Annotated in this window: 22 protein-coding genes; 20 read left to right on the forward strand and 2 right to left on the reverse strand. The window is 41.7% G+C overall.

Features of this window, described 5'->3' with window-relative positions:
• Positions 1-70 precede the first annotated feature (70 nt).
• From glp to KPY62_RS11790, 10 genes are all read left to right on the forward strand, one after another.
• Positions 71-1402, forward strand: coding sequence for a gephyrin-like molybdotransferase Glp (gene glp / locus KPY62_RS11745; RefSeq protein ID WP_216582429.1), 1332 nt, complete (start codon positions 71-73; stop codon positions 1400-1402).
• 295 nt (positions 1403-1697) lie between these two features.
• Positions 1698-2801 carry a GTP 3',8-cyclase MoaA gene (moaA, locus tag KPY62_RS11750; protein ID WP_216582431.1) on the forward strand — a complete coding sequence of 368 codons (1104 nt, stop codon included), beginning with the start codon at positions 1698-1700 and terminating at the stop codon, positions 2799-2801.
• Positions 2802-2897: 96 nt separating this feature from the next.
• On the forward strand, positions 2898-3443 hold the full coding sequence (moaB, locus tag KPY62_RS11755) for a molybdenum cofactor biosynthesis protein B (protein WP_201623114.1): 546 nt from the start codon (positions 2898-2900) through the stop codon (positions 3441-3443).
• Complete coding sequence (gene mobA / locus KPY62_RS11760; RefSeq protein WP_228730680.1) at positions 3436-4224, forward strand: molybdenum cofactor guanylyltransferase; 789 nt, start codon at positions 3436-3438, stop codon at positions 4222-4224. Before moaB ends, mobA begins: the two co-directional genes overlap by 8 nt.
• Positions 4225-4359: 135 nt before the next feature.
• A complete protein-coding gene (gene moaC / locus KPY62_RS11765) occupies positions 4360-4842 on the forward strand; it encodes a cyclic pyranopterin monophosphate synthase MoaC (protein ID WP_216583363.1) in 483 nt (160 codons plus the stop codon).
• Positions 4843-4890: 48 nt separating this feature from the next.
• The gene (locus KPY62_RS11770; protein WP_216582435.1) at positions 4891-5178 is read left to right on the forward strand and encodes a MoaD/ThiS family protein; all 288 of its coding nucleotides are present in this window, start codon (positions 4891-4893) and stop codon (positions 5176-5178) included.
• 88 nt (positions 5179-5266) lie between these two features.
• Positions 5267-5758, forward strand: a complete 492-nt coding sequence (locus tag KPY62_RS11775; protein WP_216582437.1) for a molybdenum cofactor biosynthesis protein MoaE — start codon at positions 5267-5269, stop codon at positions 5756-5758.
• A 239-nt stretch (positions 5759-5997) separates the two neighbouring features.
• Complete coding sequence (modA, locus tag KPY62_RS11780) at positions 5998-6903, forward strand: molybdate ABC transporter substrate-binding protein (RefSeq protein ID WP_228730681.1); 906 nt, start codon at positions 5998-6000, stop codon at positions 6901-6903.
• A 31-nt stretch (positions 6904-6934) separates the two neighbouring features.
• The gene (gene modB / locus KPY62_RS11785; protein WP_216582439.1) at positions 6935-7639 is read left to right on the forward strand and encodes a molybdate ABC transporter permease subunit; all 705 of its coding nucleotides are present in this window, start codon (positions 6935-6937) and stop codon (positions 7637-7639) included.
• Between the two features lie 210 nt (positions 7640-7849).
• Positions 7850-8371, forward strand: coding sequence for an HdeD family acid-resistance protein (locus KPY62_RS11790; protein WP_216582441.1), 522 nt, complete (start codon positions 7850-7852; stop codon positions 8369-8371).
• Between the two features lie 260 nt (positions 8372-8631).
• On the opposite strand, the gene KPY62_RS11795 is transcribed toward KPY62_RS11790, so the two are convergent.
• On the reverse strand, positions 8632-9384 hold the full coding sequence (locus KPY62_RS11795) for an aspartate/glutamate racemase family protein (protein WP_216582444.1): 753 nt from the start codon (positions 9382-9384) through the stop codon (positions 8632-8634).
• 347 nt (positions 9385-9731) lie between these two features.
• Here KPY62_RS11795 and KPY62_RS11800 point away from each other — a divergent pair, with 347 nt between their 5' ends.
• From KPY62_RS11800 to KPY62_RS11830, 7 genes are all read left to right on the forward strand, one after another.
• Positions 9732-10118 carry a tautomerase family protein gene (locus KPY62_RS11800; protein ID WP_216582447.1) on the forward strand — a complete coding sequence of 129 codons (387 nt, stop codon included), beginning with the start codon at positions 9732-9734 and terminating at the stop codon, positions 10116-10118.
• Positions 10119-10150: 32 nt separating this feature from the next.
• A complete protein-coding gene (locus tag KPY62_RS11805) occupies positions 10151-10777 on the forward strand; it encodes a GNAT family N-acetyltransferase (protein ID WP_216582450.1) in 627 nt (208 codons plus the stop codon).
• An 807-nt stretch (positions 10778-11584) separates the two neighbouring features.
• Positions 11585-12931 carry an NADP-specific glutamate dehydrogenase gene (gene gdhA / locus KPY62_RS11810; RefSeq protein WP_216582453.1) on the forward strand — a complete coding sequence of 449 codons (1347 nt, stop codon included), beginning with the start codon at positions 11585-11587 and terminating at the stop codon, positions 12929-12931.
• A gap of 642 nt (positions 12932-13573) precedes the next feature.
• Positions 13574-15373, forward strand: coding sequence for a glycosyltransferase family 2 protein (locus KPY62_RS11815; protein WP_216582458.1), 1800 nt, complete (start codon positions 13574-13576; stop codon positions 15371-15373).
• 52 nt (positions 15374-15425) lie between these two features.
• Positions 15426-16679: a glycosyltransferase gene (locus KPY62_RS11820; protein ID WP_216582460.1), complete on the forward strand. Its 1254-nt coding sequence runs from the start codon at positions 15426-15428 to the stop codon at positions 16677-16679.
• A gap of 4 nt (positions 16680-16683) precedes the next feature.
• Positions 16684-17928, forward strand: a complete 1245-nt coding sequence (locus KPY62_RS11825) for a hypothetical protein (protein WP_216582462.1) — start codon at positions 16684-16686, stop codon at positions 17926-17928.
• A gap of 80 nt (positions 17929-18008) precedes the next feature.
• Positions 18009-18998 (forward strand): glycosyltransferase family 2 protein, encoded by a 990-nt coding sequence (locus KPY62_RS11830; protein ID WP_216582464.1) that lies wholly within the window; start codon positions 18009-18011, stop codon positions 18996-18998.
• Between the two features lie 49 nt (positions 18999-19047).
• Here the strand turns inward: KPY62_RS11830 and KPY62_RS11835 are convergent, their stop codons facing one another.
• Positions 19048-19890 (reverse strand): hypothetical protein, encoded by an 843-nt coding sequence (locus KPY62_RS11835; RefSeq protein ID WP_216582466.1) that lies wholly within the window; start codon positions 19888-19890, stop codon positions 19048-19050.
• Between the two features lie 304 nt (positions 19891-20194).
• Between KPY62_RS11835 and KPY62_RS11840 the strand changes: the two genes are divergently transcribed.
• The 3 genes from KPY62_RS11840 to KPY62_RS11850 all read left to right on the forward strand — a co-directional run bounded on the left by KPY62_RS11840 (position 20195) and on the right by KPY62_RS11850 (position 22694).
• Positions 20195-20770, forward strand: coding sequence for a PepSY domain-containing protein (locus KPY62_RS11840; protein ID WP_216582468.1), 576 nt, complete (start codon positions 20195-20197; stop codon positions 20768-20770).
• Between the two features lie 359 nt (positions 20771-21129).
• Positions 21130-21957, forward strand: coding sequence for an amino acid ABC transporter substrate-binding protein (locus KPY62_RS11845; RefSeq protein ID WP_216582470.1), 828 nt, complete (start codon positions 21130-21132; stop codon positions 21955-21957).
• A complete protein-coding gene (locus KPY62_RS11850) occupies positions 21957-22694 on the forward strand; it encodes an amino acid ABC transporter permease (protein ID WP_324033922.1) in 738 nt (245 codons plus the stop codon). Before KPY62_RS11845 ends, KPY62_RS11850 begins: the two co-directional genes overlap by 1 nt.
• The last annotated feature ends 2 nt before the right edge of the window (positions 22695-22696 follow it).

The raw sequence follows: 22696 nt of genomic DNA on the forward strand, positions 1-22696 counted from the left end.
AGCCAATAAAAATTAGCTATTCAATACTAAGACTATTATAGAAGCCCCTGAATAAAAAGAGTTTACCCTTATGATTACTATGGAAGAGCTGCTGGCAGCGATCAAAAAACGCATTGAATTTTATAACGAAGTCGATGCACCATTAAGTAGCAGGGCAGTAACTACAAGCCAGTTATTAGACAGCAGTAATCAAATATTAGCTGAGAATATTACTTCACCTTTTAATGTGCCCAGACAGAATGTATCTGCTATGGACGGTTATGCATTGGCTAAAGGTAGCAATCTTGGCAAAGACCAAACTATCAATATAGTAGGAGAGTCGCAGGCTGGTAGCCCTTATGCTAATAGCGGTAGCGATGACTCAGAGAGTAGTTTGCAAGCCGGACAAGGCGTACGTATCTTCACTGGCGCAGTAGTACCGGATAGTTGTGATACGGTCGTTATGCAAGAGAACACTAACTTTGCTGCTATTAGAGATAGCATCGATAAATCGCAGCCGTATGCCATTGTCTTGAGCCAAACGGCTGAGGTGGATGACAACATTCGTAAGCAAGGCGAGGAGATTGAGTCGGGTGAAGTCGTGCTGCAACGAGGCAAGCGTCTAAACCCTACTGATATCAGTTTATTAGCCAATTTAGGCATTGATAAAGTAGCAGTATTTGCGCCATTAATAGTAGGAGTGTTGGCGACAGGTGATGAGCTAGTTGCTGTAGGTCAGCCGTTAGATAGCTTAGCGCAGATATACAACTCTAATACTCCAACGCTGAAGACTTTATTGTCCAGCTTGCCTATTACTATTCGTGATTACGGTATTATCGCTGACAATTTACAGCAGACTACGGCGGCAGTGACTAAGGCTATGCAGGAGTGCGATGTACTGATCTCTACGGCTGGAGTATCGGTTGGTGATTATGATTTTTTGACTACAGTTATTGAGCAACTGGGGCAAATAAACCATTATAAAGTGGCGATGAAACCTGGCAAGCCGTTCGTATTTGGAGAGTTGTTTGCGGATAACCACAGCGCCGTCGATAAGCCAGTCTTGTATTTTGGCCTACCGGGCAACCCTTTGTCTACGGTAGTAGGGGCTTTGCAGTTTGTGATACCGGCGCTATGGCAGATGTCAGGAGCTGATTTGCAGCAGCAGCCTATGCCGTTGACTCTAAAAGCCACTTTAGTCAATGAGGTGAGGAAGTCAGCCGGACGTAAAGACTTTCAGCGTGGTCTGCTGTCACAAGACGCTACCGGTAATTATCAAGTGCAGTGTTTCACTAGCCAGCAGTCGCACAGAATAAAGCAGCTAAGCCTAGCCAACTGCTTTGTAGTTTTGGATATAGATAGCGGTAATGTGGCTGCTGGTAATGTAGTGAATGTCCAACCTTTTTCGTGGCTCTATGGTTAGTAAAGGTAGCTTAAAGCCATTTTGAGTTTGTTATAATCAATAGTCTCTAACAGCCTAGCGACCCAGATTTTTAGCTTCTAAAGCTGTTAAACGAGTAGTGTAAAACTTACGATTGGAAACTATAGATAGCAACTTGTGATTAAAGATTATAGTTTGCAACTTATGGTTGGAACTATGTATTTCAAAGCACACAGCACAAAATTTGTAGTGTAAAATAAATAGTTAAACAGCAGTAAATGTAATGGCTGAAGACAATCTTGTAATGACAGCTAAGCAATATCGGCGGTAATAATTTATGACTTATGACGATCCCATAGCAGAGAGCACTCAAATATATTCACCAAGCTCAATTCCAGTTTATACTGAGACACGCAGCCCCCTATTGGGAGCAGCTATGCCTACTGACTCGTCTATAGCCCATTATCAGCCACTGACCGATAGCTTTTCACGACAACTGACTTATCTACGTCTTTCGATCACTGACTTCTGTAATTTTCGCTGCGAGTATTGTCTGCCTAATGGTTATCAAGGCAAGCGTCCTGATGATGAGTTGAGTGTGCCTGAAATTGCTACTTTAATTAAAGCCTTTGCCCAAGTAGGCACTGAAAAAGTACGTATTACTGGTGGTGAGCCTTCTATCCGTCGAGATGTGGCGGCTATTATTGATACCGTAAAAAGCACTACTGGTATCAAGACCGTAGCGATTACTAGTAATGGCTATAAGCTTGGCAAACATTTAGCCAATTGGCATAGTGCTGGATTGGATCAGCTAAATATCAGTATGGACAGTTTTGATGCGGATACTTTTCATAAGATGACTGGTTTCAATACTTTGCCGCAGATGCTAACGGATATGGATAAACTATTAGACAGCACGGACATTAAGCTAAAAATAAACAGTGTTTTGATGGTAGAAACCGCATTTGAAAATTTAGTAACAGCGATGGATTACGTCAAGCTGCGCCCAGTGACTTATCGGTTTATTGAGTTTATGCAGACTAGCGATAATAGCGATTTGTTCTTTGCGCAACATGCCCAATCTGAGCTGATTACCGATTATCTTATCGAGCACGGTTGGCAGCCGCAAGAGCGTGGCAGTGCTGATGGCCCTGCGGTTGAGTACAGTCATCCGGATTATTTAGGGCGCATCGGCATGATTGCTCCTTATGCGGCGCACTTCTGCGATAACTGTAACCGTCTACGGGTGAGCAGTCAGGGCAAAGTGCATCTATGCTTGTTCGATGAAGGTAACTACGACATTCGTAATTATCTACAGCAAAACGACGTTGCAGGCTTAGTACAGACTTTGCACAACTTCATGCCAATCAAACCTGAGCATCATCATCTACAGGACTCCAACAGTGGCATGATGCACAATCTATCGATTATCGGTGGTTAGCATAAAACAGCTACTGAACAGCTCTTGCTGAAGACTACTTGATAAAGAGCAACTACTGAACAATTGCTACTACATAATAACTCTCAAGGAATAACGATGTCTAAACCTGCTGCAGAATTTATCCCCCTTAATATTGCTGTGCTTTGTGTCTCTGACAGTCGCACCTTAGAACAAGATACTTCAGGACAATACTTAGCAGATAGCTTGACCGCAGCGGGACATAAGTTAGCTGACCGTCAGCTAATTACCGATGATATTTATCAGATTCGTGCGGTTATTAGTGGCTGGATTGCTGATCCTAATGTGCATGCGGTTATTACCACTGGTGGTACTGGGTTTTTTATCAGAGACAGTATGCCAGAAGCGGTCAGCGTGTTATTCGATAAGTCTATCGATGGTTTTGGTGAGATGTTCCGCCTAATTTCAAAAGACGATATTGGCATGTCTACCATTCAGTCGCGAGCGGTTGCTGGCATGGCTAATAGCACTGGTATTTTTTGTTTACCTGGTTCGACAGGCGCTTGCCGGACTGGATGGAATGACTTACTAAAAGAGCAGTTCGATAGCCGTACACGCCCTTGTAACTTTGTGCCGCACTTTATGCGTGCTAATCCCAGTCATGAAGGTCACAGTCATGACTAATGTGTTGGCAAACTTAGCTGGGGTGGTTATCTTAGCTGGTGGCGCCTCGCATCGTATGGGGACGCCTAAAGCGCAGCTAACCTTGCCAACAGGTGAAAGTTTGCTGGACTATCATGTGCGGCAAGCTAGTGAATTGCAGGTGCCTATCATGATTGCCGATAATGGGCGTGGTTTTGCCGTGAGCCCAGAGTTATTGGCTAGCAATCCAAAGCCCGTTATTGCTCATATCGCTGACTATCTGCCAGCCTCTATTCAGGCCAGTAGTAAAGTAGGTACTATTACTAGCAGTATTACTAATAGTGTTACTGACCCTCAAGGGCCATTAGTGGCAATCGAGTCAGCGCTACAAGCGCTAAAAAAACAGCCAATAAATCAGCAAGCATTAACTACACAACCACGAGACCCGTTAGCTGATGCTAATAGTTTGAATAATCAGCAGTTATCATGGTTGCTAGTCGTTAGCTGTGATAGCCTAATAACGGCGGCTGGGCTTTGGCAGCAACTGCGTCCTTGTATCGATTCAACTACCGATCTAGCAACGACAGAAAAGTCAGTCATTTGTCTTACAGACGAGTCACATTTATATCCGCTACTAGGACTTTATAGGCTAACTATTGAGTCGCAGTTACGAGCCTATATCGACAGTGGGCAGCGCAAAGTTATGAGTTTTATTGAGCCAATCAGTCAAGCGGTTGCGGTGTTAGATGAGCAGCAAGTATTGACTAACTTTAATACTCCTACAGACTTTAAGCGTGCTTATCGTGCTTTATACCCACAATAAAACAATATCGCTATTAGGTAAGCCGTTACTAAAGCTAATAAAAAAATAATGAGACTATTTGTGAAAAGTAATCAGCAACAGCACGAGCAAATCGCTAATAAAACCATTAATAAAGAAGGTGCTCCAGCTCATTTAATGGCTGCTAAGCTATCGCATTTAGATAGTGACGGTGATATACACATGGTTGATGTTAGTGGCAAGATTGCGACGACTAGAGAGGCTAATGCTGAAGGTCAAGTGCTTTTTCCAGCTGAAATCTATCAGCAGATCAAAGCGGCTGATGGGATGACTAAAAAGGGTAGTATCACTCAAACTGCGCATATCGCTGGTATTATGGCCGCTAAGCGCACTCATGATCTAATCCCGCTTTGTCATCCACTACCACTAGATAAAATTGGCTTGAGCTTTGTTTACGATGATGCGCTACAAGCTATTACGGTCAGTGCCACTGTAAAGGTCACTCATAAAACTGGAGTGGAAATGGAAGCACTAACCGCAGTCAGTGTGGCTTGTTTGACGCTTTATGATATGACTAAAGCCTTATCTCATGATATCGTAATCAATAATATTCATCTGATCACTAAAACTGGTGGTAAGTCTGATTATCAGCAGGGCTAAGTTGAATACATAAGTTCATCTACACCCTAATACACTATGGATAACTTTATGCCTATTGCAGCAAAAGACACAGACCCAGTTACAGACAATACTATCAATATTAACGTTCTCTACTTCGCAAGCTTGGCAGATAAAGCCAGTTGCAATGAAGAAAGCGTGACCGTGTCGCAGTCAACTTCACTTACGCAGTTATACGAGCAGTTGAGTGAAAAGCACGGTTTTAGTCATTCACCATTAGAGCTAAAAGTCGCCATCAATGATTATTTTGCTCAGTGGACAGATAGTATCGAAAATGGTGATAACGTGGTTTTTATTACCCCAGTAGCAGGCGGTTAAATAGAGCGTGTTGCATAACCACCGCACTAATAGATATTGTTGATAACAGATATCGTTGATAATAGGCTATTAATAATAGAGAGTATAAATGAGCGCTAACGTTCACAGTAAATCGATGACTATTAAGCGCAGCGCTGAACAGGCCTATGCGCTTGCAGAGCTTGATGGTTTTGCATTATTGGATATAGTTATTGATGATAGACGGCTTAAAGCTATTCTTGATGATGATAGCTGCGGTGCCTTTGTCAGTTTTGAAGGTCGGGTGCGTAACCACAATAATGCTAGTAGCGTTGAGCGTCTGACCTATTATGGTTATGAGGATTTAGCCATTAATCAAGGTCGGCAGATTATCGAGGAAGCCAAGCGTAAATTTGCGATTACTCATGCCATTGCTATTCACCGCATCGGTGCCTTGGATATTGGCGATGTCGCGGTTTGGGTGGGTGTCGCTTCTGCACATCGCTATCCAGCCTTTGATGCGTGCCGCTGGATATTGGATACGGTTAAAGCTGAAATACCGGTCTGGAAGCAGGAATATTACGACAACCAACCGTCTAAATGGCTAAGCAATAATGGCTGAACGACAATAGCTAGCTATAAGCTTTAACGCAGGAACTGCCCTCTAAGCTACAAAGACCATCATTGTTTAATAAATAAGATTTGACTAAAGTTGTAAAAGCATATAATAAGTAGGTAACCACGGCTAAGTATAAGTAGTTTTATAACTATCTTTGCTTAGTCGTTTTAGTAGAAAATTAGAAAATAAAAATACTCTAAATCATTAGAGTTTTACCCATCTTAGAGTAGAGGCGGTAGGTTATGAATAGTGTTAAGTTATTACCAGCTCATGGGCAGTTAGACATTATGCCGCGTATCACTAGTGCGACAAAAAATATAATGATGATTGCCGCATCAGCTTGTGTTGTGTTGACCTTGACCGCTTGTAATAAGCAGAGCGTTGCTGATAAGGAGCAAGTTACTCCTAACGAGCCCAAACCTCAGCTGCAGCCACAAAAAATACGTATTGCCGCTGCTGCTAATCTATCTGATGTACTCCCTGATATTATCGCAGGCTACAAATTAGCGAAAAACATACCTGATCAAGAGATCGAGGTAACTTTTGCTTCTTCAGGCAAGCTCTATGCACAGATAATAGCTGGTGCACCTTATGATATTTTCTTATCAGCTAATCAAGAATTCCCTACTAAATGGGTGCAACAAAGACATCCAGATTCTACCAAGCACGAGGCTTTTACTTATACCCAAGGCCAGCTGAGCTTTTATAGTGTCAATAAACCTGTAGGTAAGCTGAGCGAGACCACTCTGACCCAATTATTAGCAGAGCAAAATGATAGTAAGATTACCATTGCCAATCCTGAGCTCGCCCCTTATGGCGCCTCTGCCAAAGCCTATCTACAGGCGCATAACCTCTACGAGCCACTCAACCGTCAAAAGCGTCTGATTGAAGCGGAGAATATTGGGCAAGCGTTTCAGTATGCCAATACAGGCAATGTTGATTATGGCTTCGTTGCCCAGTCACAAGTGACCGCTATTAAAGCCACACCGGAACAGTTCTACACGCTACCTACTAGTGCTTATCCTGCTATCCTGCAAGATGGCATAGTGATCAGTGATGCGGCTGTAGCGACAGATTTTACCAGCTACTTACTATCACCTGCTGGACAAAAATACTTCGTAGAAGCCGGTTATTTGGCAGTGCAGTAGCTGATGATAGGATATAACCAGTAGTGACTCTATGCTAGAGCAACCACTTATATCAGCGATGTTGACCCCATTTTGGGTCAGTATTAAGCTGGCGGGTGTCACTACATTATTATTATTGGTGTTTGCCACTCCTTTAGCTTATTGGTTAGCCAAGCCTAGTCATAGTTCCATCATTAGTCGTCTAAAAGTTATGTTACTAGGGCTGATTGCTATGCCCTTAGTATTACCGCCAACAGTGATAGGCTTTTATCTATTATTACTACTGAGTCCGAACTTTGCTGTTGGTAGATGGCTTGCTGAGCATGAGATTAGTGCTTTAGTCTTCACTTTTGAGGGCCTAGTGATTGGCTCCCTTATTTATTCTTTACCTTTTTATATTCAGCCAGTCTATGCCCAGTTCTTACGCATTCCGCAAAGCGTGATGGAAGTGGCGCACTTATTAGAGCCCAGCCGTTTACGTCGCTTTATGACCGTGGCGCTACCACAAGCCCGTACTGGTATTATACTCGGTAGCCTGATTAGCTATGCCCATACTATCGGCGAATTCGGGGTGGTGTTAATGATAGGCGGTAGTATCTCAGGTGAGACTAAGGTAATTTCTATTGCTATTTATGAGCAAGTAGAAGCGCTAAATTACCAGACCGCTCATATGATGTCGCTGATATTAATCATAATGGCAATGGTCATGGTTAGCTTGATAGCTAGCAGCGTCAATAAGCTAAATAAGCGCCCCTAACCTAAATCATTGATAATATTTAAATCTAAGTAAAGAAGAAAAATTGAATTATACAGAAAACAGTTAGCAGAAGGTTTAGAGTAACGCAATCCTAACAGGCCGTTGTTAACACGACTATCTGAATACATTACTACCGCCATACATGAATAGAGTAACGAGAAGATATAATCTACGCCTTAGTAAAGCTATAGATTAAATTAAGGTAATATTATGAATCGTACATTATGGCTAGTGGTGGGCATCCTTAGCATTGTTGGTGGTATATTTGCATTATTCAATCCACTGAGCGCCACTTTTGCCGCTGAACAGCTGGCAGGTTTTCTATTTTTATTGGTTGGTATCTTACAGTTTGTAGCGCTATTTACTGTAGGTAGTACTAGCGCTAAAGTATTCGCCGCTATCGGCGGGGTAGTTGGGGTGTTATTGGGGTTTGAGCTGTTAACCGAGCCGTTGCAAGGTATCTTGACCCTAACTATGGTAGTTGCTATCCTATTTATGGTAACCGGTATTGTTAGAACAGTAGTGGCTTTTGGAATTAAAGGTACGCCGGCGTTTATACCAGTATTATTCTCTGGGGTTATCTCAATTATATTAGCGATCATGATTTTTTCCGGCTATCCGCAGTCATCGACTTATATTCTTGGCGTATTATTAGCTATCGAGCTGATTTCTAATGGCCTATCGCTAGTGATGTATTCACGCCTTCATCCAGTGGCAATCGGCAAATTTTAAATTTTCCAAATACTTATCTTATCGGCTATAAAAATACTTTAGAAGACTCACTAATAAGGGGTCTTTTTTTTGGTTATAGAGGCTGTAGAAAAAGTGTTGATAGTTACCTTGCTGATCATCTAGTTATTAATCCATTTATCAATCCGGTTATCAAACAAATCTTTATCAGTGGTACTTATAAAAGAGTCCATCAAACGGGTGTTTAATGGACAATACTTGAACAATAGCCAGTATAAGATCAGTTATAGCAGATGCAGCTATTATTTGGGTTTTTGTATTTCTTTAACTGCCGCACGGGCAGCTGCACTCACCGCCACTACAAGAGGGACCTTGAATTGCGGTTGTAGCCTGATGGCAGAATCTGAAAGTGGTCCGCCACCCATTATGACGGCTTGCGCTCCATCTTCTCTGATAGAGGCTTTCACAGCTTGCGCTAGCGCTGCATCAAGTTTTTCAGGAGACTTTACTAACTCAAGTGGATCGCCCGGAGTCGCACGTACACCGCGATATTGCTTTTCATAGCCTAACGAGGCCGCTTTTTCTTGAAATGAGCGTATTAGATCCTCATCGGGGGTGACAGTGACAATCCCAAAAGCTCGACCATTCTGCGCCGCCTCGTGAAAAACTTCTTCTCCTATACCAAAGACTGGAATATTAACTGCAGAGCGCAACTCTTCCAGCCCAGGATCGCTGAAGGCAGATACGATGATAGCTGATACTCGCTTATCTTTTGCTGCCTCAACACCGATCCTGACTACTCCAGATATTGCATTTTGCATATCTTTTGGTGTGGTCAACAGTGGCGGCGCGCCCTCATTGCTGCGCTCTTCTACCAGCGCCACGCCTTTACTTTCAGCACGGGCTAGATCTGCCATAGATTTTGTCGCTTTAGCATTGGAGTTGGGGTTGATTAGAACGATGATCTTGCCAGTAGTATCTGCAAAACTTGAGGTTACTGCTGACAGGCTAAGGCCTGCGGTAAGCACTGCTGCCCATAATGTCTTTAAACGCATAAGTCTTAGTCCTTTTATTTTTAGTCTAAATACTATTCCATTAGATTTAATTGCTGTTTTCAACCGCTATTTTTAACCGCGATGTTTGACTGCTCACTAGCTATCTTTGGTAGGTTATAACTTCGCTATAAAACAACTCTGAGTATGATTTAAAGTAATTTTTTAGTATGTAATTTTTTGCTTAATAGCTTTTTGCTTATTAGCTTTGCAGCAAATAATTTTGTCGTCATTATTTAGGAATTCTGCTAGCGCTTTATATTGAAAATAAAAAATGTTTACTCTGTGTTGATTCTCTTGCTATCTTTGAACTTTGCTATCTTTCAACTCTACAATCTATAAGAGCTATTATGATCGTCATCTATGGTATCAAAGCAAACCTTAACCCTATTAAATTACAGCTATCGAATGTTATACACGGCTGTATGCAGTCAGTGCTCGGCATGCCTGAAGACAAGCGAGCGCAGCGTTTTATAGCTTTAGATGCTGAGGATTTTTATTATCCTGCTGACAGGTCTGCTGCTTACACTGTCATCGAAATTAACATAATGCAAGGACGTAGCGTTAAGACTAAAAAAGCCCTTATCAAGCTGTTATTTCAGCGTATAGAGGAGCAGTTAAATATTGCCCCAATAGACATAGAAATTACTATAAAAGAGCAACCAGCCCATTGTTGGGGCTTTCGTGGTATGACTGGCGATGAAGCGCATGATTTAACTTATAAAGTACAAGTATAAATCGTACTTATAATCAAATAAGACAGAGCTTTATGACTATAAAAATAATCCAAACCCAACGCTTGCTACTGCGTCAATGGCGGCCGAGTGACTTACCAATATTCGCTGATATAAATGCCGACCCAGAGGTCATGCGCTATTTTCCTAAGCTCTTATCGCCTACAGTGAGCGACATTATAGCCAATAAATGCCAACAGCTTATTGAGGATAACGGTTGGGGTTTTTGGGCGCTAAGTCTAAAAGCTAACTCAGAAAAGGCGGATAATTTCATTGGTTTTGTAGGCTTAAATGCTACTCATGCTGATCTACCCTTCGCACCTAGTGTAGAGATTGCTTGGCGGCTACATAAAGACTATTGGCGGCAAGGCTATGCTACTGAGGCGGCACAGACAGCCTTAAAGTTTGCCTTTGCAGAACTGAATCTTCAGCAAGTAGTAGCCTTTACTGCGGTTATTAATAAACCCTCTCAAAAGCTGATGCAGCGTCTTGGTATGACCAATACTGAGGATAACTTCTTCCATCCAGCGCTCAAAAAAGACCATCGGTTGTCTGAGCAGGTGCTATATAAAATTACTCAGCAGCAGTGGTTAGCAAGCGCTATTAACCCATCAACTGTTGAGAATATCAACACAGAGTCTCTACAAGGTAAATCCAAATAGCTATTGTCTTTTAGTATGTAGTGGGGGCTTAGCCATGAATAAAGGAAGGTTGTTTTTGCCATCGTAGCTTAGATCAATGACAGTAACTTGACCTTTTTTGCATACTACGCAGCCGCTGATATAGTAGTTTATAACAGCGGATAATCGAAGGCTAAGTAGCCTTATTCGGCTATCAGTATGGCGAGCTTATAAAATGGTTTGGCATAAATAATAGCTACTTATAATGTCTAAAATTAGCTTGTTAACAACTAATACCCTTGTTAGTATCATTGATATGGTATCATCAGGTAAAGCTATGATTGATGATTATATTTTCCCGAGTATCTTCTTATTACACCGTCTATAGATGCTGTTTGGCTAAACACGAGAATATTACTAAAATTACCAATTTAACAATTGCCCAGTAATAGAGCTGATTAGATAGGAATATTGTTACTATTAATATAGCTATAAACTATTGACTTTTTTCAGCAGAAAGGTAAATTAAATAGCTTGCATTAATTGCAGAGCTGTTTTTACGTAAAGCTGTGCATAGCAAGTATTATTCGTGTAATATTGTCTGCGGTTACTATTTCAAGTAGCCTTCCGTTGATATCCATTGATACCTAAATGAGAACGACCTATTGGTCGCTAAGCTTATTGGTATTCAATCCCACTGTTTTTATATGCATATTGCATCATTAACAAAATAACTTTGCTTCAATATTCACAATATTATCGTATATTGTGATGGCAAATTGCGCAGAGATATTCAAATACGATCCCACGCCACTTAGTAACCTCCACGTTTTATAATAAGGAAGATATATGAGTATCAGTAAGGCCATTGAAAAAGTTGAAGCCCGTTATGCGCATCAGCCTGAGTTTATACAAGCGGTCAAAGAAGTGGCAATCACTATCAAGCCGTTATACGATGCTCATCCTGAATACGATAAATTAAAAGTATTTGAGCGCCTAGTTGAACCCGATCGCGTATTTGGTTTTCGTGTGAATTGGGAAGACGATAACGGCGAAATTCAAATCAATCGCGGTTGGCGTGTACAGTTTAGTAACGCTTTAGGGCCTTACAAAGGTGGTCTTAGGTTCCATCCGACCGTTAACCAGTCGGTGTTAAAGTTCTTAGGCTTTGAGCAAATATTCAAAAATGCCTTGACTGGTCTACCTATTGGTGGCGGTAAAGGGGGATCTGATTTTGACCCTAAAGGTAAAACTGATTCTGAAATTCGTCGTTTTTGCTATGCCTTTATGCGTGAGCTACATCATTACGTTAATAAAGATATGGATGTTCCAGCCGGTGATATTGGCGTAGGTGGCCGTGAAGTCAGCTATATGTTCGCTATGTATAAAAATCTGACACGCGAATCTACTGGGGTAATTACTGGTAAGGGTGTTGGTTTTGGTGGTAGTTTAATGCGTACTGAAGCCACTGGTTACGGTGCCGTTTACTTCTTACAAAACATGCTAGCTGCTCAGAATGAAAGTATTGAAGGTAAAAAAGTCTTAGTGTCAGGAGCTGGTAATGTCTCTTTACATGCAGCTGAAAAAGCTACTTTGATAGGCGCTATTGTACTGACAGTATCTGATTCAAAAGGTACAATTTATGATGCAAAAGGCTTAAATCAAGAAAAAATAGATTGGTTAAAAGTACAGAAAGATCAACACAAACCATTAGCAGACTATGTTGAGGTGTTTGGTGGTGAATGGATGGCCGATCAAAAGCCTTGGAGTATCAAAGCAGATATCGCTATCCCTTCAGCAACGCAAAATGAAATCAATGAAGAAGACGCGAAGCTACTTGTTGATAATGGTGTCAAGTACATCGTTGAAGGCGCTAACATGCCGTTGACTGCTGAAGCTATCGATTATATTCGTCTACATCGTGTTCATTACGCGCCAGGTAAAGCAGCAAACGCTGGTGGTGTAGCGGTATCAGCTCTTGAGATGTCACAAAACTCAGTACGTCAGTATCAAACCTTTGAGCAAGTTGATGAGCGTTTGCAAGGTATCATGAAGGATATTCATGACAGTTCTGCTCAAGCTTCAGAGATGTATGGACAGACGGACGAAGGCTATATCGATTATATGTCAGGCGCTAATATGGTTGGCTTTAAACGTGTTGCTGATGCTCTCGTTGCTTTTGGTATTTTAAATTAATAGGGTTGACTCTAATTAATAAGTTTTGTTGTTGAGTGATGATTAGCTCACAACAAAACTTAAGTAAATACTACCGCTTTTAAAGCAATAGTTATTGATCCCTATTAAGATTAGTAATAGTTTATAATTTTATCGCAAGCTGCGCTTATCACTATTGATGAGCGCAGCTTTTTTTTATTTTTTAAAGGGCGGTTATGCTGAGATTAGCCAGGCTTAGCTGGTTAATAAATCATTATTAGGCGACTAATATTGAGATATACCTTAGCTTGATAGAAAATATAAAAGACGATATATAAGAATACCAAGACGATAAGTGTCTAATTTAACAATGATTTTACACAACTTACTAGGAGTTACACTAAGCTAGTATTTAGCACAGACTTACCCTAATCATTCATCATCTGTTCGCTTACTATGACTGCATTAGCCCTAAGTCGATATCGATAGGCAAAAGCTCTCCATAAGTCGAAGATACCATAATACTTACCACTTTTTTTAGTAGCTTTTCGCTATTACTCATCAACTAAACAACACCTATTAATAAAGCATTTTTATAACAATTATTCTCATAATAATTGGTGATTAACTAACGGAAAAATAAACTCACAACTATAAATTGATGTAGCTGTTTAGGGATAAAACATGATTGTTAATAAAGTAGATAAACCGCAACATGCTTGGCTATCAGTAGATAGTGATGTGTGCCATTTATCAGTCAATGCTGCTCATAAATACCATCAATCTAACCAAGCCAAGCTCATAGCTGAGCTAAAATTAGCTGAGTCAAAACCTGCTGAAGAAATAACGCCCCCAATACAACTAAGCTTTCAGCTGATGACTTGTGCTGAGCCACCAGAGATGGTGATTGCTTCTATCGAGTCCCTATTAGCAATTAAAGCGGCCGATGATGAAATACTTATTATCGATAATAATAATACAGCTGTTGAGCTATATAAGCCATTAGCAGATTTTTGCAATAGTTTGCATCAGCAGCTAAAAGTACGCTTTTATCACGTTGATACAGTGGCAGGCTTTAAAGCGGGCGCTTTAAATTTAGCCTTACAACTAATGGATGCTCAATCAACGCATGTAGTAGTAGTTGATAGCGACTACCAAGCATTAGCGCATAGTCGCAGTGCCATAGCGGCCGCTATTCACAACTATCCTGATTGTGCTTTATTGCAGTTCCCACAGTTTTATCGTGATGCTGATCGCCTAGAAGTAGATAGCGAGCTTAATCACTACTTTAATTACCATCTTTACCGTAGATTCAATAGACAACGTGCCTTATCGACAGGGACTTACGCGGTTATTCAATACCCAGCGCTGATTCAGTTAGGGGGTTGGTCAGGGGTATCTATAACTGAAGATGCCCAGATGGGCGTGTTAATGCACAAGCAAGGTCTACGCAGTCAGTTTATACCTGAAGTGATAGCTACCGGGCTACTACCTACTACTATCAGCGATTTGTTGAATCAACGGCGACGTTGGATCTATGGTAATGCACAAGTGCTAAAAGGCTATGCTGATATAGCGTCAGTGCCTGCACTAAAGACAGCAGCCCAGCGGTCATCAAAGCCGAGTTTATCAGTGCTCACTAATACTGATAGCGACACTTTTACTCAACGCTTAGCTTATAGAAGAGCGCATTTTTCGCAGTTAAGTGCTTGGATAAATGCTACGGGTATTTTTATACTGCTACAAGCTATTACTCTGTTGTTGTTATTGGTAGCAGTAGTGACTCAAAGCCGGTTTGATACTAATTTAGTTTTAGCGCCCCTTTACTTAGTCTATGCTAGCTATGGGATTTATTTAACTAGACGTCTATGGGCTTATTGGCATGATGAGTCGCCTTTAAATCGGCAATTGAACCCAGCTATGGCTAGTACTAGCGCTAGTCAACGCTTAAGAGTTTGGGTGTTACATCTTAATTTTTGGGAGCTAGGAGCTTTGTCTTGGTTGCCAGTACTTTGGGGACGTAACAAGCCTTTTATTTGTACTCCTAAGCTAACTATAGAGCGTAACCTGCGCACGCTTTTATTAGAAAATATCTTCGCCCTTCCTAAACTACTGTTAGTGCTAAACCTGATAACGGCTTTTATAGTATCGCCATTCTCAGCGTTATATTCGCCGTTGTTATTTGCTTGTGCGCTTAGTATTTGTCTACTAAAGATTTGGGCGGCAAAAGTGATGCTAACCAATTACGCTTATAAAAATCCTGAAGTTAAATGCATTACTAAGCCAGTGTCTCAACTCATCATTAGCCCAATTATAAAGTCCGGTATAAGCACAGTTAATGACCCGTTAGCTGATACTCAGCAGCATTCAGCTCTTAATTTAATATCTATTAATGATGAAGATGAGCAAGCTACCGATTGTTCAGTTATCAAGCAGCCGTTAAATGCTGCTAAGACTAGTAATAACCATAGCGTAAATTCCTAACAGTATTAATTATATTTTAGCGGTTTTTCACCTCATTTATTTTGGATGTTTTATGTCAGATCTTACCTCAGCTATTAGCGCTTATGATCACTTTACTGCCCTCAATGATCAGCAGTACTCCAATGGGGGCTCCACCTTACGAATAGCTATCATTGCCCATTCTCTATATCCGATTGCGCAGCCCTATGCTGGTGGCCTTGAGATGATTACTCAGTTAATATGCGATGAGTTGACAGCGCAAGGTCACGAGGTATTGCTTTATGCCCATGGCCAGAGCCAGACTCAAGCGACATTAATACCGTTGCTCACTCGTGAGGAGTTTGAAGCCTTGGTTTATGATAATGAGCACGACTCAGTAGGCATGAGCCGTGAGGAGCTCTATCAGTACTTAGCTTATCAGCGTGCCATGCATGACATTATCATTCGTGATGAGCGGGGCGAGATTGATATTGTTCATAACCATAGCTTACATCATATCCCAATGACGCTAGGGCAGGCTTTTGGTGCACGCTGCTTTACCACTTTTCATACCCCAATATTTCCTCAGCTACGCTTAGCATTGTTAACCTTAAGACAAGGAACTGCTACCCAGTTCACGGCTATTAGTAGCCATCAGCAGCAATTATTCGCTGAGTTTGTGCTCTCGCATGTGGTTTATAACGGTATCGATGTGCAGTCTTTTAGAGCTAATCTACAGCCTATTAATGATGAGGTATATTTTTGGTTCGGTCGTATTTGTCCTGAAAAAGGTACTCATTTAGCGATGCAATACTGTCAAGCGGCTGGTAAGCGCTTAGTGATCGCTGGGCCAAAAAGTAATCTAGAGTATTTTGAGCAGCAAGTGGCACCGATGTTTGCAGCAGATGACAAACACAGCAAGGCTAACGGTACGCCAAAATTATTTGAGTACGTAGGACATCTTAGCAAAGCTGAGATCAATGATTATTTATGCCAAGCCACCGCCTTATTGTTTACGAGTACTTGGGATGAACCTTATGGCTTGACCTTAGCCGAAAGCTTGGCTTGCGGTACGCCAGTGATTGGCTTTAATGCTGGCGCCAGCGCAGAGATTATTACTGCGGAGACTGGAATTATCGTTGATAAAATGGACGAGCTGGCATTTATACAAGCTTTCACTGATATAAAAGCCATATCAAGGCAAGCCTGTCGCCATCGCGCTGAACAGTTCTGTTCGGTAGCTGCTATGGTTGCAGGATATTTGAACTTATATAGATCAGTGCTAGTAGCTGAGTCGACTCTCAATACTAATAGCACTACTGTGCAAAAAATCAGCGCTGAGGGGTAAGGCTATGCGTATTGGCTATTATGCTCATCATCATGGTTCAGGGCACTGTCGGCAAGCGGATAAACTGGCAGCATTATTGCCAATTGAATGGCAGCAGCAACTAACCGTATTTACTAGTTTACCCGTTGATGCTTATCGCTTTACTACTTTAACTGAGGCCCAAATCATTCGCTTAAACCCAGAGGATGAGCTAGCAGAGGATGTGCTGGCAGGACGGGCAGGGCAGTACTGGCAACCAGCAGCTTTGCATTATTCTCCAGTAGGTAATAGCGATATCCAAAAGCGTAGCTGGCAGATTTTGGCGACTATTCAACAGCGTCAGATTGAGTTGATGATTATCGATGTTAGCGCAGAAGTAGCGATGCTATGCCGTGCTTGTAGTGTGCCGTATCTATATGTGAGATTACCGGGTGAGCGCGACGATACTGCGCACATAAGTGCTTTTACAGGTGCTATTGGGCTATTAGCTCCTTACCCGAGAGCGTTAGAGGCGACTATGACCCCAGCTTGGGTAACCAATAAAACTTTATACCTAGATTTTCTATCGGCTACTAACAGTGATCCGCTGACGTATAAAGCTTTTTTGCAACGGCTAGTTGATTTAGCTTTAGCTACTGAGCAAGCAGAAGTTAAAAGCTTGATAGACAGCACTAGTGTAGGCGACAGCAAGCAACAGAATCAGCCTTTAATAGTAACGGTCATAAAAGGCTATGGCGGCCATCAAGCTATCGATGCAAAACTGCCTGCATTACGACAGGCTCTACCAGAAGCATTAATCCTATCTTTAGGACCTATTAGTGATGAGGTGCGTCAATACGTAGATATTGCTACTGAGGTCGACGATGTCACGCCTTTTATTGCTCACAGTGATTGGCTGTTGATGGCTTGTGGACTCAATGCTATTGCTCAAGTCTACCGCTATGATACTCCGTTAGTAGTCCTACCAGACCCTAGGCCGCATCGGGAGCAAGAAGTGATGGCAGAGGCATTAATAGCAGAAGGACGGGCGTTAAGTTGGCAGCAATTTATAAGGCAGTTAGCAGCAGGGCGAGTTCAAAGTACGCCTTCATTGCAGGTGCCGTTAACAGTAGAGGTACCGTTAAACAAGCACTCTATATCTAAGGCAGCTGATAATCAGGCAACGGCAACTGCCCAAACCTTTATGGATAGCTTAGTAGCTTATAGTGGTAATAAACAGTGGTTCCAACAATGGCTACTGCCGCAGCTGCAACTGACCCCTGATACCTGATATTTGATAAGCATCAGTTACTATAGCAATGAGCACGGCAGCCCCCTAAATCTATAGCTGTACCTATAAGCGAGCTTACTATGACTAGCATTCACACTACTATTATTCCTATAAGCGTTATTACTACTTGCTATGGTCGTAACGGCCATTTGTACAATCTACTTAGTAGTTTATCGCAAGGTAGCGTTAGACCTAGTGAAGTGATTATCGTCAATGATGATGCAGACCCTGAACGGCTTGCCCAATATCCACTAAATATTGTGCAAATAGCTACCACTGATTGGGATGCTTTAGCTTTAGCCCAAAATTCTAAGTCATCAACCATAAATAAAACCTCTGATACTGGTTTTGATATTGGTCGTAATCGTAATTTAGGCGCTGCTAGAGCCAGTTATGATGGGTTAATATTCTTGGATGTGGATTGTATCGTAGCGTCTACTTTTATAGAGCAGTTACATAATAAGCTGCGAATTTATCCTAACGCACTACTAATGGGGCAGCCAAGATATTTGACTCGTCCGTTAACGGATGATGAGAGCTTACAACTACAACGAGGTCAGTTACTTAGCACTAGCTTAGATAAGCTCTCAGTTTATAACCCTTATCGCTATAACTTTGCTGCGCCTGAGCTTGATAGCGACGCCACAGCAATTGAGCAAACCCAAGATTATGGTGCCTTTTGGAGTTTATGCTTCGCTATTAGCTATAAGCAGTTTGAGGCTATCGGTGGTTTTGATACTGATTATTTGGGCTACGGCGCTGAAGATACCGATTTTTCTTTTAGCGCACGCGCCTTAGGTGTTGATTTTTATTTGACCAATGATGTGATTTATCATCAGCAGCACAGTGTTTATCGACCACCGTTAAATCATTTATCCAGTATTGTTATCAATGCCAATATTTTTTATGACAAATGGCAACAGTGGCCAATGGGGGGCTGGTTAGCGGCATTTGCTGAGATGGATTTAATCAATTGGTACACTGAACAGCAAACCGCTATTAGTGTGAGCCGTAAGCCTAGCAAATCGGAAATAAATGCCGCACATTATCCTGATGCGCCGTATGTATAGTCGATTTACTATTTTTACTTGGCTAGTGCTGATATAAATAACATTGGCTCTAATACTGACGACTAAGCTGCACATCTGCCGGAGCATTAGCCATCTCTCGACGTTCGAACGCCCAATTATGTCCTGACCAAAAATATCCGGTCTTATCTTCATCATTGAAGCCAAGCATCATAATCTGTAAGAGCGCTACTGAGGTTTGCAGCTGCTGGACATGCTGGCGGGCGGCCAACAACAGCCGATACAATAAGAACCCTGACGAAGGTGCAGAAGAGTGGATAGCCGTAAAGTTCGGATAGTCAGCGACTACTGGATGCCATTCTGATAATACGCGGCAATGTTCTGAGCTATGCAGCAACTGAGTCAATGCCGGAGGAATAATCAAAGTTCGACTTGCGGTTATAGGGTCATCAGCAGGCTTGGGGTCGTCGCTCGGCGTTGGAAATTGATAGCACTGATTGCTAAACAATAGACCTAACGGTGCGAGTTTGGCCATTTTATCGATAGCAAGCACATTATTACTTCTAGGTGGCAGACCAAAGTGCAGAAGGCTATCGCCGTTTTGACGAAAGAATAGTAATTTTGGCAGCTGGCGAGCTAACGGATTAGTAATAAGATAATCAGCATGAATGAAGTCATTAAACAGCACTAGGATGTCAGTTGTTTGCAGCAATTTATCAAGGCTATCACTAGTGATAGATGGGTTATTAGCCATACATACTATACGTTTTTGATAAAATAGCGCTTGTTGTATCACTGACGGTAAGCTGTCAAAAGCGGTTTGTGCTAGGCTTATAGAGTCAAGGTTAGCCGTGCTAGGTTTGGCAACACTACAAGCGTCTGGCGAATAATCTAATGAGTCATTCGCTGAACTAGGTAAAGAATTATTGAGCATAAAGACAGTAGCAACCTAATAAGAGTTTATAGAAAAGTAGGGAAAAATTAGCAGGCAATCCTAGGATATGAGATTTGCGCTATGAGCTTTGCAGTATGAACTTAAGTAATGACGATGATATTGTAACGCTTACAGAGTCAAGTTGTAGTTTTATAGCTAGCCCAAATGGTCATATAAGCCTCGATTAACAATGCCAGTACATTACGCTACTGTTTTTCTTATTAAGAGATATTACATAAGTTTATTATGATAAATAAATAGACCAAGCATTGTACAATTACTAATTAAGTTAAGGAGATTATTGATGATGAGCACAAGCAAAAACCTTAAGGCCACTGCATTAGCCACGGGCTTAATATTGGCATTAACTGCTGGTGCCTTGAGTACTGCGGCTAATGCTAGCAGTCTATCAAGTGAAATAAGCGCTGCCCAAGCAACTAAAATAAGCTTAAAACAAGCCATCACTATAGCTAGCGCCCAAGCTGCAGGTACTCTAGTTAGTGCAGAGTTTGACGATGATGACGATGATGCGCAAGCAGGGGTGTACGAGATAGAGTTCAAGAGCGATAGCATTAAGTACGAGATCAAGGTCGATGCTACGACTAGCAAGATTATTAAAATAGAAACTAAAAATTTAGACAGTGGTGATATTGAAGACTACCAGACTCAGCGCAAAGCAAAAGTTCACATTATAGACGCTATGAATATCGCTGAAAAAAATACTAAAGGTCGAGTAATGGAAATTGAGTTTAAGAAGGATAGTGATCATAAAGATCGTACTTTTTATTATGAAGTTGAAATTCTTAAAGGCAAGCAAATCATTGAGCTAAACGTGGATGCTAATACGGGTTCGGTATTCGCTAAGAAAACTAAAAAATAACCGTCAACAACCGTTAGCGTAAATAACAGTAAGCAGCAAAGGTAGTTAACAGCAACGACAGTTAACAGTACTAACCTCTAACAATTGCTTATCGACTATGAGAGCACTTATTAACTAAGTTAATAAGTGCTATTTTATTGCTTATATTTGTCAGTTATTGCCAGTCATAGCTATAAGTGCAAAGGCTAATGAATCATACACGTTCACTGTTTTTGTACGTTGTTGTTGCGTCAATCACGTTACTATAAGTGAAGCTATTAGCAATAAAATTGAATATATTTGCCGCTGATATTGAAAAATACTCTTTAGACCCTCAAATCGGGCAACCGAACGCCTAAATCATGATAAAAGGACATCCTATGAAACGTCGTGCCCTATTAACCCTTGCGGTCAGTACACTATTATTAAGCGCTTGTGGTCAGTCTACTACTAATGAAGCTAGCACTGATGCTGCTAATAATGGTGAATCCGAGTTGCTACAACGCATCAATAGCGGTGGCACGATTAACATTGGTACCGAAGGGACTTATCCGCCGTTTACTTATCATGATGTCAGTGGCAAGCTTACCGGTTATGATGTTGAAGTATCGCGAGCAGTTGCTGATAAGCTAGGAGTTACCGTCGAGTTTAAAGAAACTCAGTGGGATGCTATGCTGGCAGGACTAGATTCCAAGCGGTTCGATATGGTGGCCAACCAAGTCAGTCTAACCACCCCTGAGCGTAAAGCTAAATATGACAAAGCAATGGCTTATAGCTGGTCAGGTGCCGTAGTACTAGCACCTACTGATGATAACCGCTATAGCTCATGGGAAGGGCTAAAAGGACTGCGTACGGCACAATCGCTATCGAGTAATTATGGCGAGCTTGCTGAACGTTATGGAGCCGAGATTGTACCCGTTGATGGTATGGCGCAAGCAGTACAGTTAGTCAAACAAGACCGAGCTGATTTTACTATGAACGATAATCTAGCGGTGCTCGATTATCTTAAAAACTTCCCAGATAGCAGCCTTGAGATTAAATTGACGGCACCTGCCAGTGAGTTGCGTGGTTCAGGCCTAATCTTACGTAAGGGTGATGACGCAGTAGTGGCAAAAATCGACGAAGCAATGAGTGCCTTACAAAAGGATGGTACTTTAACGAAATTAAGCCAGCAATTCTTTGGTGCTGATATAAGTAAGCAGGACTAATGATAGCGTCTATCCTTTCAGTATTGGCTGATTTACTGGCGTTGCTGCCATTTATGACTCCCGATCGGGCACAAATTGTCATTGCCTCGTTTTGGCCAATGCTTAAAGGCGGTATCTATTATTCGATACCGCTGGCGTTGATATCGTTTGCAATAGGTATGGCTATTGCGCTTAGTGTGGCGCTGATTCGGATTGTACCGCGCGCTAGCTGGATGCACCGTATTACCTATCGCTTAGCGCGTATTTATGTCTCTGCTATTCGTGGCACGCCGATGCTAGTGCAGCTATTTATTATATTTTATGGTCTTCCTAGTATAGGGCTAAAGCTCGATCCCTTTCCTTCTGCCATTATCGCCTTTTCACTCAATATTGGCGCTTATGCCTCAGAGACGGTGCGGGCATCGATCTTATCCATCCCCAAAGGTCAGTGGGAAGCGGGTTCGACAGTAGGTCTGACTTATTTACAGACTTTTCGTCATGTCATTTTACCGCAAGCATTACGAGTATCAGTACCACCATTATCTAATACTTTTATTAGTTTAGTAAAAGATACATCTTTGGCCTCATTAGTATTAGTCACTGAGCTGTTTAAACAAGCACAAATAATTACTGCCCGTAATTATGAGTTTATGTTGGTTTATACTGAAGCGGCGGTCATTTATTGGGGGATTTGTCTGATACTGACTTTTATTCAAGGTAAGCTTGAGACTCGCCTTGATCGCTATGTTGCTAAATAACT

This window comes from Psychrobacter sp. TAE2020 (genome assembly GCF_018919485.1).
Lineage (GTDB): Bacteria > Pseudomonadota > Gammaproteobacteria > Pseudomonadales > Moraxellaceae > Psychrobacter.

Bases quoted from the DNA above. Each gene is read 5' to 3' on its own strand.
- glp (WP_216582429.1), top strand. From the start codon at position 71: ATGATTACTATGGAAGAGCTGCTGGCAGCGATCAAAAAACGCATTGAA.
- moaA (WP_216582431.1), top strand. From the start codon at position 1,698: ATGACTTATGACGATCCCATAGCAGAGAGCACTCAAATATATTCACCA.
- moaB (WP_201623114.1), top strand. From the start codon at position 2,898: ATGTCTAAACCTGCTGCAGAATTTATCCCCCTTAATATTGCTGTGCTT.
- mobA (WP_228730680.1), top strand. From the start codon at position 3,436: ATGACTAATGTGTTGGCAAACTTAGCTGGGGTGGTTATCTTAGCTGGT.
- moaC (WP_216583363.1), top strand. From the start codon at position 4,360: ATGGCTGCTAAGCTATCGCATTTAGATAGTGACGGTGATATACACATG.
- KPY62_RS11770 (WP_216582435.1), top strand. From the start codon at position 4,891: ATGCCTATTGCAGCAAAAGACACAGACCCAGTTACAGACAATACTATC.
- KPY62_RS11775 (WP_216582437.1), top strand. From the start codon at position 5,267: ATGAGCGCTAACGTTCACAGTAAATCGATGACTATTAAGCGCAGCGCT.
- modA (WP_228730681.1), top strand. From the start codon at position 5,998: ATGAATAGTGTTAAGTTATTACCAGCTCATGGGCAGTTAGACATTATG.
- modB (WP_216582439.1), top strand. From the start codon at position 6,935: ATGCTAGAGCAACCACTTATATCAGCGATGTTGACCCCATTTTGGGTC.
- KPY62_RS11790 (WP_216582441.1), top strand. From the start codon at position 7,850: ATGAATCGTACATTATGGCTAGTGGTGGGCATCCTTAGCATTGTTGGT.
- KPY62_RS11795 (WP_216582444.1), bottom strand. From the start codon at position 9,384: ATGCGTTTAAAGACATTATGGGCAGCAGTGCTTACCGCAGGCCTTAGC.
- KPY62_RS11800 (WP_216582447.1), top strand. From the start codon at position 9,732: ATGATCGTCATCTATGGTATCAAAGCAAACCTTAACCCTATTAAATTA.
- KPY62_RS11805 (WP_216582450.1), top strand. From the start codon at position 10,151: ATGACTATAAAAATAATCCAAACCCAACGCTTGCTACTGCGTCAATGG.
- gdhA (WP_216582453.1), top strand. From the start codon at position 11,585: ATGAGTATCAGTAAGGCCATTGAAAAAGTTGAAGCCCGTTATGCGCAT.
- KPY62_RS11815 (WP_216582458.1), top strand. From the start codon at position 13,574: ATGATTGTTAATAAAGTAGATAAACCGCAACATGCTTGGCTATCAGTA.
- KPY62_RS11820 (WP_216582460.1), top strand. From the start codon at position 15,426: ATGTCAGATCTTACCTCAGCTATTAGCGCTTATGATCACTTTACTGCC.
- KPY62_RS11825 (WP_216582462.1), top strand. From the start codon at position 16,684: ATGCGTATTGGCTATTATGCTCATCATCATGGTTCAGGGCACTGTCGG.
- KPY62_RS11830 (WP_216582464.1), top strand. From the start codon at position 18,009: ATGACTAGCATTCACACTACTATTATTCCTATAAGCGTTATTACTACT.
- KPY62_RS11835 (WP_216582466.1), bottom strand. From the start codon at position 19,890: ATGCTCAATAATTCTTTACCTAGTTCAGCGAATGACTCATTAGATTAT.
- KPY62_RS11840 (WP_216582468.1), top strand. From the start codon at position 20,195: ATGATGAGCACAAGCAAAAACCTTAAGGCCACTGCATTAGCCACGGGC.
- KPY62_RS11845 (WP_216582470.1), top strand. From the start codon at position 21,130: ATGAAACGTCGTGCCCTATTAACCCTTGCGGTCAGTACACTATTATTA.
- KPY62_RS11850 (WP_324033922.1), top strand. From the start codon at position 21,957: ATGATAGCGTCTATCCTTTCAGTATTGGCTGATTTACTGGCGTTGCTG.